This is a genomic window from Paenarthrobacter sp. NEAU-H11 (assembly GCF_050573415.1).
Lineage (GTDB): Bacteria > Actinomycetota > Actinomycetes > Actinomycetales > Micrococcaceae > Arthrobacter.
This window is the reverse complement of sequence record NZ_JBNZGA010000005.1, coordinates 154,734-168,130: the sequence shown is the minus strand read 5'-3', so window position 1 is coordinate 168,130 and position 13,397 is coordinate 154,734. Positions and strand designations below refer to the sequence as shown.

The following is a 13,397-nucleotide window of genomic DNA, read 5'->3' as shown; positions in this document are numbered from 1 at the left end:
CGCCGGCAGTACGCCGGTTCCGGCAGGAGGCGGCCTTCAGGCCGGGTAGCCCCTGAGCCACGCCGCGAGGTCCCGGCAGGCTTCCTCCCGCACCCCGCGGCGGGACAGGAAAACGTCGTGGATGGCACCGGGATAGCGGAACACCGCCACCCGCCGTCCGAGGCGGAGCGCACGGTGGGCTGTTTCCTCGACATCGATGACGGCGTCCGCCTCCATCAATTCCGCCGACCACTCGATTTGGATGCGGGTGCGGTCCGACAGCATGACCAGGGCCGGGGCCCGGATGTCCAGCCGGCGTTCCACCGCGGCGTGGCCGGCAAGGACTGCCTTGGCCCATCCTGCCCGAATGGGAAAGGACGCCCGTGGGCGCCACAGCGGGTCGAGGTGCCACTCCCCGTGGGCCTCGCTGCTGACGCTCTGCCAGTAGCCGGGCATCTCCGGAAGCCACAATGGGCGGCGGGGATCGGCCCTGGACAGCGGGTCCACCAGGTGCATGGCAATGGTGCGGATGATGCTGCTCCCCTGCAGTTCCAGCCACGGTGCGTTCAGGATCAGGGTGCCCACCGCCTTCGGGTTCCGGTCAGCCCACAGGGCGGTGATAAGCCCGCCCAGGGAGTGCGCCAGGACGTGCACAGTGGGGAAGACTCCCGGTCCCAGGGCCTCCTCGAAGTCCTCCCTGATCGCCGCGATGGCGGCTGCCAGGTCAGCATCGTAGACTCCCAGGTCGTCAGTGAAGCCAGGCGTCTGCCAGGGGCGCAGGCTGCGGCCGAACTTGCGCAGGTCAACGGCGTAGAAAGGGAACCCCGCCCCGGTGAGGTACTCCGCGACTTCCGCCTGGAGGAAGTAGTCCGCCCAGCCGTGGACGTAGAGGACCACGTTGACAGCCGCCCGCTGTTCCGCCGTACCCTGCCAGGGTCCCTGGCCGGTGCAACGGACAAGCGTTGCGCACACTTCGCCTTCATCATCGGGTTCCAGGGGCAGCACGCGCTGCTCGAAACGCGGCCCCAGGATGTCGGCAGACCATTGGGCAGCGGCTCTTTCCCGGCCCGCGTGCCCTTTGCTCATCCGCTCGTCCAACTTTCGGATGGCTCGTCGTCGCCATAAGCCTTAAGCCAGCGTGCCAACCGGGCATAGGCATCGGCACGCACCGCGGCGCGGGAGAGGAACACGTCATGAAGTGCACCGTCTATGCGTTCCACCGTCACCGTACGGCCAAGGGTGAGGGCACGCGTAGCGATGATGTTGACGTCAAGTACGGCATCCGTCCGCCGCATCTCTTCCGACCAGAAGAGGCCGTTGGCGCTGCCGCTGGACAGCAGGACAAGGATGGGAACGTCTATGTTAAGGCCCCGCGCCACCTTGGAGTGCCCGGACAGCACGGCATTGAGCCAGCCTGCCCGCACGGGAAACGCCATCGGGGGACGGTACCGGTCATCCAGAGTCCACTCACCGTCGGCCGAGCTGCTGATGGTCCGCCAGTAGAACCCCCGTTCCGGAAGCCTAAGCACGGCTTCGGGCCGGAACCGCGCGACCGGTCCCACCATCCTGGATGCCGCACGCCGCACCAGTGAGCTGCCGTGCATCTCCAGCCACGGGCTGTTCAGGACCAGCCGGGAGACCCGGCCGGGGTGCCGGCTGGCCCACAGCGCCGCCACCAGTCCTCCTGTCGAATGGCCCATAAGGGTCAGCGAGGGGTCCGCGCCGTCCTGGCCGATCAGTTGGAATGCAGCTTCGATTTCGGCATCGTAGTCCATGAGGTCGGCGACGTATCCGCCCGGGAAATCCGGACGCAGGCTCCGGCCGTGGTTGTGCATGTCCAGTGCGTAGAAGTCGTAACCCGCCATGGACCAGAATCGGGCAAGGTCCGCGTTGAAGAAATAGTCGCTCCAGCCATGCAGGAACAGGACGGCGCTGCGCCGGCCCGGGGATGGAGGCAACTTCGTCAGTGCTGGGCGGAACCGGACCAGCGTGGCAGTGCGCTCCACACCGTCCGGCCCCGTGGCGCGGAAGGCGTGCGACTCGAAGTCAGCGCCCAGGATGTCCTGCTGCCATTCCATGCGTTTATGCTAATCCGCTGCAGGTTTGCCCCGCCTCATTTTGGTCTGGGCCCTCCTAGGCGGAAAACTAGAGGCATGCGCGTTTATCCCACATTCTTCAGGCTGGCCTTTTCATGGATGGACGCCGAGCGCGCCCACAAGATCGGATTCAAGGGCATCAGGCTGGCGCATCGCTCCGGTGCGGGGAAGGTGCTGGCGAAGCTGACGGCTCCAGCACCGTCGCTCCAGACCACGGCCTTCGGAATCACCTTTCCGTCGCCGTTCGGGCTTGCTGCCGGCTTCGACAAGGAAGGCCATGGGATCGAGGCCCTGACGGAGCTTGGCTTCGGCCACGTTGAGGTGGGAACCATCACCGGGCAGGCCCAGCCGGGCAACGAGAAACCTCGGCTCTTCCGCCTGGTGGAGGACCGCGCCGTCATCAACCGCATGGGATTCAACAACGACGGCGCAACCGCCGTGGCCCCGCGGCTCAAGGCCGCGCGCGCCGCCCTCCAGCGCCGGCACCGGGGCGTGCGCCCCGTCATCGGCGTCAATATCGGCAAGACCAAAACGGTGGAGCTTGCCGATGCGGTGGAGGACTACCTCGTCAGTGCCCGCAGCCTTGCACCTGCTGCGGACTACCTGGTGGTCAACGTAAGTTCGCCCAATACCCCCGGCCTGCGGCTGCTGCAGGATGTGGAGTCGCTCCGGCCGCTGCTGACGGCTGTGGGCCAGGAAGCGGACAGGTCGGCAGGCCGCCACGTCCCCCTGCTTGTAAAGATCGCCCCGGACCTCAGCGACGAGGATATCGACAACGTCGCACGCCTGGCGCTGGACCTCAAGCTGGACGGCATTATCGCCACCAACACCACCATCGCCAGGAGCGGCCTGTCCACGCCGGCGGAAGAGGTGGAAAAGTGCGGCGCCGGAGGGCTCTCGGGTGCGCCGCTGAAGCAGCGCTCCCTCGACGTGCTGCGCCGCCTGAAGCAGGTCACCGGTGACGCCCTCACCCTGGTGGCCGTGGGCGGCGTTGAAACGGCACAGGACGTCCAGGACAGGCTCGACGCCGGGGCCACCCTGGTCCAGGGCTATACCGCCTTCCTCTATGAAGGACCGTTCTGGGCTGCCCGGATCAACCGCGAACTGGCGAAGAGCCGCCGGCCCTAGGCCGTGAACGGTTCAAAGCAAAAACCCCGGCGGAATATCCGCCGGGGTTTTGTTGGCTGTTGGAGGGCGCCGCGGGCTCAGGCCGGGTACTGGCCGCGCTTGACCTGGGGCTTGGGGAGGCGGAGCTTGCGGAACTGCAGGGAACGCATGGAGCCGTACCACACGGTTCCGCGCTCCAACTCGCCGAATTTGGCGGTCAGCCGCTTGCGAAGCTGGCGGGACAGGATGAACACGTCCACGAAGACGGCCAGGAACATCACCCAGAACCCGCCGAGGACGTAGATCATCAAGTCGCTGGACGCCGGGACCACCAACGACACCAGGACGAATACGAGGGCGCCGAACATCAGGTACTCACCGAGGCTGAAACGTGCGTCAACGTAATCACGGGCAAACCGTTTCTGCGGACCCTTGTCGCGCAGCGGCAGGAACCGTTCGTCACCGGTGTCCAGCGCCTGGCGCATCTTAAGCCGCTGGTCCTGGATTGCCTGGCGCTCGGCAGCCTTCGAGGCTTTACGGTCTTCCGGGACAAGTGGCCGCCTGCGGGCCGCCTCCTGTGCCTTACGCGTGGGAGTTGGGGCACCCTTGCCGCTCAAGCCCTCTGTCCGCCCCGGCTCTGCAGCCTGTTGGTCTATTATTTGCTGCGCCGAGGGCGCTTCCTTTTTACGTCCGAACACCAGAACAGAATACCTTGCGGCGGGGAACTGAAGTCATGCCCAGGCCAACCGTTGGTCCCAAGCAGTCAATGTGACGCGGGTAATGTTTTGCCATGACTTCATTGCCGACGGGCACGCCGCAAAACCATAATGCCCTTCCATCACCGGGCCTTGCCGGAAACAACCGGACGGAAGACCTTCGCAGCTCCATAGACCGGTCCTTCAACCAGACCTTGGCCCGGCTCAAAGAGCTGGTCGCCATCCCCGGCATCGCCTGGCCAAGCTTTGACCGGGCCCCGCTGGAACGCAGCGCCGAAGCTGTAGCGGAACTGCTCCGCGGCACCGGACTCGGAAACGTCCAGATCCTTGGCTGCAACAAGCCTGACGGCACCCCGGGAGGGCCCGCCGTCGTCGCCCAACGGCCTGCCGCCGACGGCAAGCCGACGATCCTCCTCTATGCCCACCACGACGTCCAGCCCGCGGGTGATCAGAGTCTGTGGGAGACGGCACCGTTCACCGCCGTCGAGAAGGACGGACGCCTGTACGGCCGCGGCGCGGCGGACGATAAAGCCGGCATCATGGCGCACCTGGCGGCGTACGCAGCAGTTACGGAGGTGCTCGGGAACTCGCTGGGGCTCGGCGTCACGTTCTTCTTTGAGGGTGAGGAAGAAGCCGGCTCGCCTACTTTCCGCTCTTTCCTGGAGGCAAACCGGGAACTGCTCCGCGCCGACGTCATCGTCGTCGCCGATTCCAGCAACTGGAAGGTGGGGGTTCCGGCCCTGACCACCAGCCTGCGGGGCCTGGTGGACGGAACCATCGAAGTCCAGGTCCTCGACCACGCCGTGCACTCCGGTATGTACGGGGGACCGGTGCTGGATGCGCCCACCCTCCTGTCGCGCCTCATCGCCACCCTGCACGACGACGAAGGAAATGTCGCCATCGAGGGACTGGTGGCAAGGGATACAGCCACGGTTGACCTTTCCGAGGAAGACTACCGGGCAGACGCTTCAGTACTCGACGGCGTCCGGCTTGCCGGGTCGGGCAGCATCGCCTCCCGGTTGTGGACCAAGCCGGCCCTGTCCATCATCGGGTTCGACGCTCCGTCAGTGGAGGCGGCTTCGAACACCCTGTTGCCCCGCGCCCGGGCGAAGTTCAGCCTGCGCCTCGCCCCTGGCCAGGTCCCGGAGGAAGCCATGGAGGCTGTGCGCCGGCATGTTGCGGCAAACGCACCCTTCGGCGCGAAGGTGACCTTCACGCCGGGGGAGAGCGGCAACCCGTTCCTGACCGACACGTCGTCGCCTGCGGCGTCACTGGCCATGTGGGCGCTGGGAGAGGCCTGGGGGGTCAAAGCCGTGGAAACAGGGATCGGCGGATCCATTCCCTTTATTGCCGACCTCACGGAACTGTATCCGGACGTGCAGATCCTGGTGACCGGTGTGGAGGATCCGGACTCCCGGGCGCACAGTGCGAACGAGTCCCTGCACCTTGGCGATTTCCGCAAGGCCATCCTTGCCGAGGCCCTGCTCCTGGCCCGGATTAACGACCAGGGACTCTAGGACCGGTTCAGGGGACCCGGGGCACGATGGGAGCGCGGCGCTGGCTGTTCCCGGGGAACAACGGGGAGCCGTCGATGGTTACGTTCAGGAGTTAGAGCTACACCTCCGCCCCGCGTAGCATGTAGCTATAGCCCATACCGAAACCGTAGGGGCAGGCACCGCCAGCGCGGCGCCGCCAGACCGTCCTAAGAAGGTAGGCCAAATGAGCACCGCAACCAATGAGAACAGCACCGGTACCACCAGCACGGCCAGTGACGAACTGCCCGTCCACGAGGTCAAGCTGACCGACGTCGCCGCAGGTAAGGTACGCAGTCTTCTCGAGCAGGAAGGCCGTACGGATCTGCGCCTCCGGGTTGCAGTGCAGCCCGGCGGCTGCTCCGGACTGATCTACCAGCTCTACTTCGATGAGCGGCTCCTGGACGGAGACGCAGTCCGGGATTATGACGGCGTCGAGGTTGTCGTGGACAAGATGAGCGTTCCGTACCTTAGCGGTGCCAGCATCGACTTCGAGGACACCATCTCCAAGCAGGGCTTCACCATCGACAACCCGAACGCCGGCGGCTCTTGCGCGTGTGGGGATTCGTTCCACTAAGCCGGTTATTTCGCCCGATGCCGGCGCCGGGTTTCCTGCCGAAAATATCGGTACGGGGGCACGGCGCCGACATGTGGGCGAAACGCCCGGCGGAGCGGTAAGCTCTACACCGAGTAGTAAAACTTTTAGTGTGCCCGGGGCGGCCAAGGCTGCCCGGACAACAGCAACAAGTAGGAAGGGCCGTCTGTGAGTTCGCAGAACCGAACCGGCAGCCGACGCAAAACGATCACAACGATCTCAAGCTTGGCAATTGCCGGCGCGTTGGTTTTGACCGGATGTTCGCCAGAGGTAGAGAAAGGGTGGCTGCCCACTGAACGTGGCACCACCAGCAACACCGACCGCATCATGGACCTCTGGGTCAACTCATGGATTGCCGCCCTGGTTGTGGGCATCATTACCTGGGGCCTGATCGTCTGGTGCCTTGTTGCATACCGCCGCCGCAAGGGCACCGTCGGGTTCCCGCGGCAGACCAGCTTCAACCTGCCCCTTGAAGTCTTTTACCTGACCATCCCCCTGTTCATGGTTGTGGTGTTCTTCTACTTCACCGACCGTGACCAGCAGGCGATTGACAACCGCTCCCAGCCTGCCGACGTCGTTGTCGACGTCCGCGGCAAGCAGTGGGCCTGGGACTTCAACTACAAGGCCGGCGACGTCATCCAAGAGGACGTCCACGAGGCCGGAGTGCAGGCGCACCTCACGGGCAACACCATCGATAAGGAACAGCTGCCCACCCTGTACCTGCCGGTCAACAAGTCTGTTGACCTCGAACTCAACGCACGCGACGTCATCCACTCCTTCTGGGTCCCCGCTTTCCTCCAGAAGCGCGACATGATCCCGGGCAAGACCAACTACATCAGGTTCACCCCCACCAAAGAGGGCACCTACGACGGCAAGTGTGCCGAACTTTGCGGCGAGTACCACTCCGAAATGCTGTTCCGCGTGAAGGTGGTGTCGGAATCCGAATTCCAGGCCCACATGAACGAGCTGCGCGAAGCCGGCAACACGGGTCTCCTTGGCGTCGAGTACGACCGCAACCCGAACCTGAACGAAATTAAGTAAGGGGAGCGACGTGGCTACTTATACCCAGACCGCACCTGCCGGAACCCTCGAGGCTTCCGTAGTTCCTAAGTCCAAGGGACGCATCGTCGTCAACTGGATCACCTCCACCGACCACAAGACCATCGGGTACATGTACCTGATCGCGTCGTTCGTGTTCTTCTGCCTGGGCGGCGTCATGGCGCTGCTCATCCGCGCCGAACTGTTCGAGCCCGGCATGCAGATCCTGCAGACCAAAGAGCAGTACAACCAGCTCTTCACGATGCACGGCACCGTCATGCTGCTGATGTTCGCGACACCGCTGTTCGCCGGCTTCACCAACGTCATCATGCCGCTGCAAATCGGTGCCCCCGACGTCGCGTTCCCGCGGCTGAACGCCCTGGCCTTCTGGTTCTTCCTCTTTGGTTCCACCATCGCGGTGTCCGGCTTCATCACCCCGCAGGGTGCGGCATCGTTCGGCTGGTTCGCCTACGCGCCGCTGTCCAACACGACGTTCAGCCCCGGCATCGGCGGCGACCTGTGGGTGTTCGGCCTGGCGCTGTCCGGCTTCGGCACCATCTTGGGCGCGGTCAACTTCATCACCACCATCATCTGCATGCGTGCCCCCGGCATGACCATGTGGCGGATGCCCATCTTCACCTGGAACGCCCTGGTGACTTCCATCCTCGTGCTGATGGCCTTCCCGCCGCTGGCGGCTGCTCTGTTCGCGCTCGGTGCCGACCGCCGCTTCGGTGCCCACATCTTCGATCCGGAAAACGGCGGTGCCGTCCTCTGGCAGCACCTGTTCTGGTTCTTCGGCCACCCCGAGGTGTACATCATCGCGCTGCCGTTCTTCGGCATCGTTTCGGAGATCTTCCCGGTGTTCAGCCGCAAACCGATCTTCGGCTACAAGGGCCTGGTCTACGCCACCATCGCCATCGCCGCACTGTCGGTAACCGTGTGGGCACACCACATGTACGTCACCGGATCCGTGCTGCTGCCGTTCTTCGCGTTCATGACCATGCTGATCGCGGTTCCGACCGGTGTGAAGTTCTTCAACTGGATCGGCACCATGTGGCGCGGTTCGCTGACGTTCGAGACCCCGATGCTCTGGAGCATCGGCTTCCTGATCACCTTCCTGTTCGGCGGCCTGACCGGCATCATCCTGGCGTCCCCGCCGCTGGACTTCCACGTCTCGGACTCCTACTTCGTGGTGGCGCACTTCCACTACGTGGTGTTCGGCACCGTGGTGTTCGCGATGTTCGCCGGCTTCTACTTCTGGTGGCCGAAGTTCACCGGGAAGATGCTGAACGAGCGCCTGGGCAAGATCCACTTCTGGCTGCTGTTCCTTGGCTTCCACGGGACGTTCCTCATCCAGCACTGGCTGGGTGTCGAAGGCATGCCGCGCCGGTATGCGGACTACCTGGTGGAGGACAACTTCACCTGGATGAACCAGTTCTCCACCGTGGCATCGTTCGTCCTGGGCGCCTCCCTGATTCCGTTCTTCTGGAACGTCTACATCACGTGGCGCAACGGGGAAAAGGTCCAGGTTGATGATCCGTGGGGCTTCGGCGCCTCGCTGGAATGGGCCACGTCCTGCCCGCCGCCGCGGCACAACTTCACCTCGCTGCCCCGGATCCGTTCCGAGCGGCCCGCCCTGGACCTGCACCACCCGGAACTCCGCCAGGTCCACACCGTTGAGTCACCGGCGCCGGCCGCCCAGGTACTCGGAAACGCCGACCAGAGGGACAACTGACAATGAAAATTGAATCTTGGATTTTTGGTGCCGGAGTCTTCTTCTTCGTCCCGGTGTCCCTGGTCTATGGCTTCCTGACCAACTGGGGCGAATGGGTGGGCATCCTCGGCATCCTGCTGGTGGGCGGACTTGCCGGCATGATTGGCGGCTACCTTGGCTTCACCGGGAAGCGCGTTGGTATGCGCCCCGAGGACCGCAGCGATGCTGAGATCCACGAAGGCGCCGGCGAGCAGGGACACTTCAGCCCCTGGAGCTGGTGGCCGCTGGTCCTGGGAATCGCGTGCGCAACAGGTTTCCTGGGCCTTGCGGTCGGTTTCTGGATTGTGTTCATCGCGGCCGGCCTGGCAGTAGTGGCACTCATCGGCTGGGTGTACGAATACAGCAGCGGAGACCACGCGCACTAACGCTTCACCAATTACGACGTCGGCCCCCCCAAATGGGGGGGCCCCGACGTCGTTTCTGTTGCTCCTGGCACGCCCTAGGCTGCGCCCTGCGACTCCAGCAGCTCGCCAAGCGCCCGCAAGGCGTCCTCGGCCACCTGGCGGCCCAGAGGGCCTCTGACGGCCGCGTCGCTGACGCCAAGCTCCACGATGCATCCCTGGTGAAAATCCGCCGCCATTACCTGCAGCAGGGAGCGCGCATCAACGCCTGGGCCACCCTCCTTGGAGATGGTCACCGGCAGACCGGTTTCCGTAACAGCCCGTACAAATAGGGCGGCAGGCCTGGCGTGCAGGCCCACCGATGCTTTGACCACGGCGTTATGTGTTGGCAAAGGGACTCCTCCGTTATGACGGCCCCCTCCGTCGACATCGCGTTTTCATGACAAATATAGGGCCTGCCCCGTTGCCCTGCTAAACGGCTGGGCATGGTGAACAACGCTGGTCTAGACCTGACCTAAAATTGGAAGGTGAACTTCAACGCAGGGGAGACAATCCATGCCAGCTAGTGCGGCAGCCATCACCGGCGACATCGACCGGTCCAGTGGCACGGCCATCTACGTCCAGCTGCGTGAGATCCTGCGTACCTACATCGCCGACTCCTGCCCGCCGGGATCAGCCCTGCCGTCTGAACGGGATCTCGCCGAACGGTTCGGCCTTGCCCGCATGACCGTCCGCCAGGCGATTGATGCGTTGGTAGGCGAAGAAGTGATCGAGAGAGTAGTGGGCCTGGGCACGTTCGTCCGCCGGCCAAAGCTCGATCTCCAGGTCAAACTGACGTCCTACAGCGAGGAGATGCAGCGACGCGGGATGGTCCCCGCGGCGAAGGTCCTGAGCTTTGAGCAGATTGCCGCCAGTGCGTTCCTTGCACGCGAGCTGCAGTTGGATGAGGGAACGCCATTGGTGCGTTTCCGGCGCCTGCTCCTGGCCGACGGTGAACCCATGAGCGTTGACGAGAACTTCATTCCGGCCCACCGGGTGCCTGGACTGCTGGATGGGGAACCGCCCACCTCGCTGTACAACGTCCTCAGCGAGCAATTTGGGCTGGTGATGGAATGGGGCGAGGACATGATCGAGGCCACCGCGGCTTCGCCGTCCACCGCGCGGTTGCTGAACGTGGAGGTGGGTGCGCCGCTCCTTAAGATCCAGCGGCATGCCTTCGTAGCCCGGGCCATGGTTGACTATTCGGTCTCCTACTACCGCGCAGACAGGTACAAGCTATGGGTGCCGCTGCAGCGCCCGGGTGCACGCCGGGCACGTAACCACTGAGGCGCCCGCCGCCACACCGGCGGCAGACGGAGTGCAGCGCTGGCGCTGCGGACACGCGAAAGGCAAACAGGAAGGCCCGGTCCATGTGGACCGGGCCTTCCTGTTTGCCTTTGTAAGCCTTAGTGGGACAGGCTCTTTGCTTCCTCGGGTGCTTCCACTGCGGCATGGCCGTGGCCGTGCGCAGCTTCAAGCTCAGCCGGAGTTGCAGGTGCAACCCGGTCCTCGAAGAACCACTTGGAGAGCAACGCGCGGCGCTTTTCCTTGCGGGTTACAACGCCGTGTTCATTCGGCACGGCGGGAAGAACCTCAGGCGATTCGAAGCCCACCAGCTTGTAGCGCTTGTACTCGTCCAGGGGAGCGTGAACCTCGATGAACTCACCATGCGGGAGGCGGACAATGCGGCCCGTCTCGCGTCCGTGCAGGGCGATCTCGCGGTCCTTGCGCTGGAGGGCCAGCGCCACGCGCTTCGTGACGACGAAGGCGATAATCGGCCCGACGAAGAACAGGGCGCGCAGCCAGTACGTCACATCGTTCAGGGAGACATGGAAGTGGGTTGCGATGAGGTCGGACCCGGCAGCCGCCCACATGACGCAGTACCAGACGAAGCCGGCCATACCGATAGCCGTACGGGTGGGGGCGTTCCGGGGACGGTCCAGGACGTGGTGCTCACGTTCGTCCTTGGTAACCCAGCGTTCGATCCACGGGTACATGAACATGATGGTGAACAGGATGCCTGCCGGGACCAGGGCCGGCAGCAGGACATTCAGCGTGAGGGTGTAGCCGAAGATGACGTATTCGAAGTGGAAGTCGCCAATCACACCCGGCATCAGGCGCAGGGCGCCGTCAACGAAACCGATGTACCAGTCGGGCTGGGTACCGGCGGATACGGGGGAGGGATCGTAGGGGCCGTAGTTCCAGATCGGGTTGATCGTGAAGAAGCCTGCCATCAGGGCCAGGACGCCGAACACGATGAAGAAGAATCCACCGGCCTTGGCTGCATAGACAGGACCCAGAGGGTAGCCGACGACGTTGTTGTCGTTCCGGCCGGGGCCGGGGTACTGGGTGTGCTTGTGGACGACCACCATGAAGAGGTGCAGGACGATCATCAGCAGGATGAGTGCCGGCACCAGCAGGATATGCAGCATGTAGAGGCGCCCGATGATGGCGGTGCCCGGGAATTCTCCCCCGAAGAGGAAGAACGAGATGTAGGTGCCGATGACCGGGATGGACTTGATCACGCCGTCGATGATGCGCAGGCCGTTTCCGGAGAGCAGGTCATCAGGCAGCGAGTAGCCGGTGAAGCCGGCGGCCATTGCCAGGATGAGCAGGACGCTGCCCACAACCCAGTTCATTTCGCGGGGCTTGCGGAAGGCGCCGGTGAAGAAGACCCTCAGCATGTGCACCGCGATGGAGGCTACGAACAGCAGGGCCGCCCAGTGGTGGACCTGGCGCATATACAGGCCGCCACGGATGTCAAACGAGATGTCGAGCGACGAGCTGTACGCCACGGACATCTCCACGCCCTTCAGCGGGACGTATGAACCCTCATAGTGCGTCTCGGCCATGGACGGATCAAAAAAGAATGTCAGGAACGTGCCCGAGAGCAGGAGGATGACAAACGAGTAGAGGGCCACTTCGCCGAACATGAAGGACCAGTGGTCCGGGAAGACCTTGCGGCCGAACTCGCGGAGGATTCCGGAACCGCCAACACGTGCATCGACGAAGTCGGTAATCCGGCCCGTCTTGGTTTTGGCGACGAAAGCCGGCTCAGCTGGTGATGCTGCGCTCATGCATATCACGCTCCCAGTAACTTGGTCCTACGGGTTCTTTGAAGTCGCTGGTGGCGACCAAGTAGCCCTCGTCGTCAACTGCGATGGGCAGCTGGGGGAGGGGCCGGCTGGCGGGGCCGAAGATCACCTTGCACTCTTGGGTGAGGTCGAAGGTGGACTGGTGGCACGGGCACAGCAGGTGGTGCGTCTGCTGCTCGTACAGGGCAACAGGGCAACCGACGTGGGTGCAGATCTTGGAGTAGGCAACAATGCCGTTGTAGCCCCAGTCCTCGCGTCCCTCGGAGGGGTTCAGCGATGCCGGGTCCAGCCGCATGAGCAGCACAACGGCCTTGGCCTTTTCGTTGAGCTTGCCTTCGTGGAGGTCGTTCAGCCCTTCCGGAATAACGTGGAAGGCTGAGCCGATGGTGACGTCGGAGGCCTTGATCGGCGTTCCGTCAGGGTCACGGGCAAGCCGCTTGAGCTTGCCTTCCTGGGGTGCCCACATGGTGTGGGCCAGTTTGTCGTCCGGGCGCGGTCCGAGGTCACCGAAGATGGCGACTGCCGGAAGCGGCGCGAGTGCAACGGCACCCAGGAGGGTGTTACGGATCAGCGGACGGCGCTTGATGCCCGTCTCTTCGACGATGTCATCGACGATGCGGACAGCCGCCTGGCGGTCCTCCTCGTAGCGGATCGCGTGGCGCTCCTCGGAAACTTCGTGGTCCGGCATGAGGGCCTTGGCCCAGTGCACAATGCCGGTACCGATCCCGAGCATGGCGAACGCCGTGCCAAGGCCGAGCAGCATGTTCTGGAGCCGGATGGTGCCGATGCTCGATTCTTCGCCTCCCAGGTCAATGGCGAAGTACGCCACCAGGAAGATCAGGGTTCCAACAACAGAGATGCCAAATAGTAAGGCGACCTGCCGTTCTGCCCGCTTTGCGGCCTTCGGGTCCGTGTCAGCCAGGCGCAAACGGTGCGGAGGGATTCCAGGATCCTGGAATTTCTCCACCTCATTCTGACCAGCCGTAGCTACGGTGCCCGAGTGGTTCGGACTGCCGTCACTATGGTTGCCCATAATTCGCCTCATCCTTCTCTCGTCCCGGCGGGTGCCGGGTTAGTTTCTAATA

The 13,397-nt window shown here is 63.9% G+C and carries 13 protein-coding genes; 7 read left to right on the top strand and 6 right to left on the bottom strand.

Features of this window, described 5'->3' with window-relative positions; translation table 11 throughout:
* Positions 1-36: 36 nt before the first annotated feature.
* Positions 37-1,065 (bottom strand): alpha/beta hydrolase, encoded by a 1,029-nt coding sequence (locus ACQ3DC_RS08755; protein ID WP_430752016.1) that lies wholly within the window; start codon positions 1,063-1,065, stop codon positions 37-39.
* Positions 1,062-2,057, bottom strand: coding sequence for an alpha/beta hydrolase (locus ACQ3DC_RS08750; RefSeq protein ID WP_430752015.1), 996 nt, complete (start codon positions 2,055-2,057; stop codon positions 1,062-1,064). Before ACQ3DC_RS08750 ends, ACQ3DC_RS08755 begins: the two co-directional genes overlap by 4 nt.
* 75 nt (positions 2,058-2,132) lie before the next feature.
* On the opposite strand from ACQ3DC_RS08750, the gene ACQ3DC_RS08745 reads away from it, so the two are divergent.
* Positions 2,133-3,203, top strand: coding sequence for a quinone-dependent dihydroorotate dehydrogenase (locus tag ACQ3DC_RS08745; protein ID WP_430752014.1), 1,071 nt, complete (start codon positions 2,133-2,135; stop codon positions 3,201-3,203).
* Between the two features lie 77 nt (positions 3,204-3,280).
* On the opposite strand, the gene ACQ3DC_RS08740 is transcribed toward ACQ3DC_RS08745, so the two are convergent.
* Positions 3,281-3,880: a DUF3043 domain-containing protein gene (locus tag ACQ3DC_RS08740; protein WP_430752013.1), complete on the bottom strand. Its 600-nt coding sequence runs from the start codon at positions 3,878-3,880 to the stop codon at positions 3,281-3,283.
* Positions 3,881-3,972: 92 nt separating this feature from the next.
* On the opposite strand from ACQ3DC_RS08740, the gene ACQ3DC_RS08735 reads away from it, so the two are divergent.
* From ACQ3DC_RS08735 to ACQ3DC_RS08715, 5 genes are all read left to right on the top strand, one after another.
* Entirely contained in the window at positions 3,973-5,415 is a 1,443-nt protein-coding gene (locus ACQ3DC_RS08735; RefSeq protein ID WP_430752012.1) for a dipeptidase, read from the top strand.
* Between the two features lie 202 nt (positions 5,416-5,617).
* Complete coding sequence (locus tag ACQ3DC_RS08730) at positions 5,618-6,007, top strand: HesB/IscA family protein (RefSeq protein WP_066275924.1); 390 nt, start codon at positions 5,618-5,620, stop codon at positions 6,005-6,007.
* Between the two features lie 186 nt (positions 6,008-6,193).
* Entirely contained in the window at positions 6,194-7,066 is an 873-nt protein-coding gene (gene ctaC, locus ACQ3DC_RS08725) for an aa3-type cytochrome oxidase subunit II (RefSeq protein WP_321213581.1), read from the top strand.
* Between the two features lie 10 nt (positions 7,067-7,076).
* Positions 7,077-8,798 (top strand): aa3-type cytochrome oxidase subunit I, encoded by a 1,722-nt coding sequence (gene ctaD / locus ACQ3DC_RS08720; RefSeq protein WP_321213580.1) that lies wholly within the window; start codon positions 7,077-7,079, stop codon positions 8,796-8,798.
* A gap of 2 nt (positions 8,799-8,800) precedes the next feature.
* Entirely contained in the window at positions 8,801-9,202 is a 402-nt protein-coding gene (locus tag ACQ3DC_RS08715; RefSeq protein WP_430752011.1) for a cytochrome c oxidase subunit 4, read from the top strand.
* Between the two features lie 74 nt (positions 9,203-9,276).
* On the opposite strand, the gene ACQ3DC_RS08710 is transcribed toward ACQ3DC_RS08715, so the two are convergent.
* Positions 9,277-9,570, bottom strand: a complete 294-nt coding sequence (locus tag ACQ3DC_RS08710) for an HPr family phosphocarrier protein (protein WP_321213579.1) — start codon at positions 9,568-9,570, stop codon at positions 9,277-9,279.
* Between the two features lie 163 nt (positions 9,571-9,733).
* Between ACQ3DC_RS08710 and ACQ3DC_RS08705 the strand changes: the two genes are divergently transcribed.
* The gene (locus ACQ3DC_RS08705; RefSeq protein WP_157242292.1) at positions 9,734-10,504 is read left to right on the top strand and encodes a GntR family transcriptional regulator; all 771 of its coding nucleotides are present in this window, start codon (positions 9,734-9,736) and stop codon (positions 10,502-10,504) included.
* 119 nt (positions 10,505-10,623) lie between these two features.
* Here ACQ3DC_RS08705 and qcrB read toward each other — a convergent pair whose 3' ends face one another.
* Positions 10,624-12,294, bottom strand: coding sequence for a cytochrome bc1 complex cytochrome b subunit (gene qcrB, locus ACQ3DC_RS08700; protein ID WP_430752010.1), 1,671 nt, complete (start codon positions 12,292-12,294; stop codon positions 10,624-10,626).
* Positions 12,272-13,345, bottom strand: coding sequence for a cytochrome bc1 complex Rieske iron-sulfur subunit (gene qcrA, locus ACQ3DC_RS08695; protein WP_157242294.1), 1,074 nt, complete (start codon positions 13,343-13,345; stop codon positions 12,272-12,274). The genes qcrB and qcrA overlap by 23 nt, the downstream gene beginning before the upstream one ends.
* Positions 13,346-13,397 lie beyond the last annotated feature (52 nt).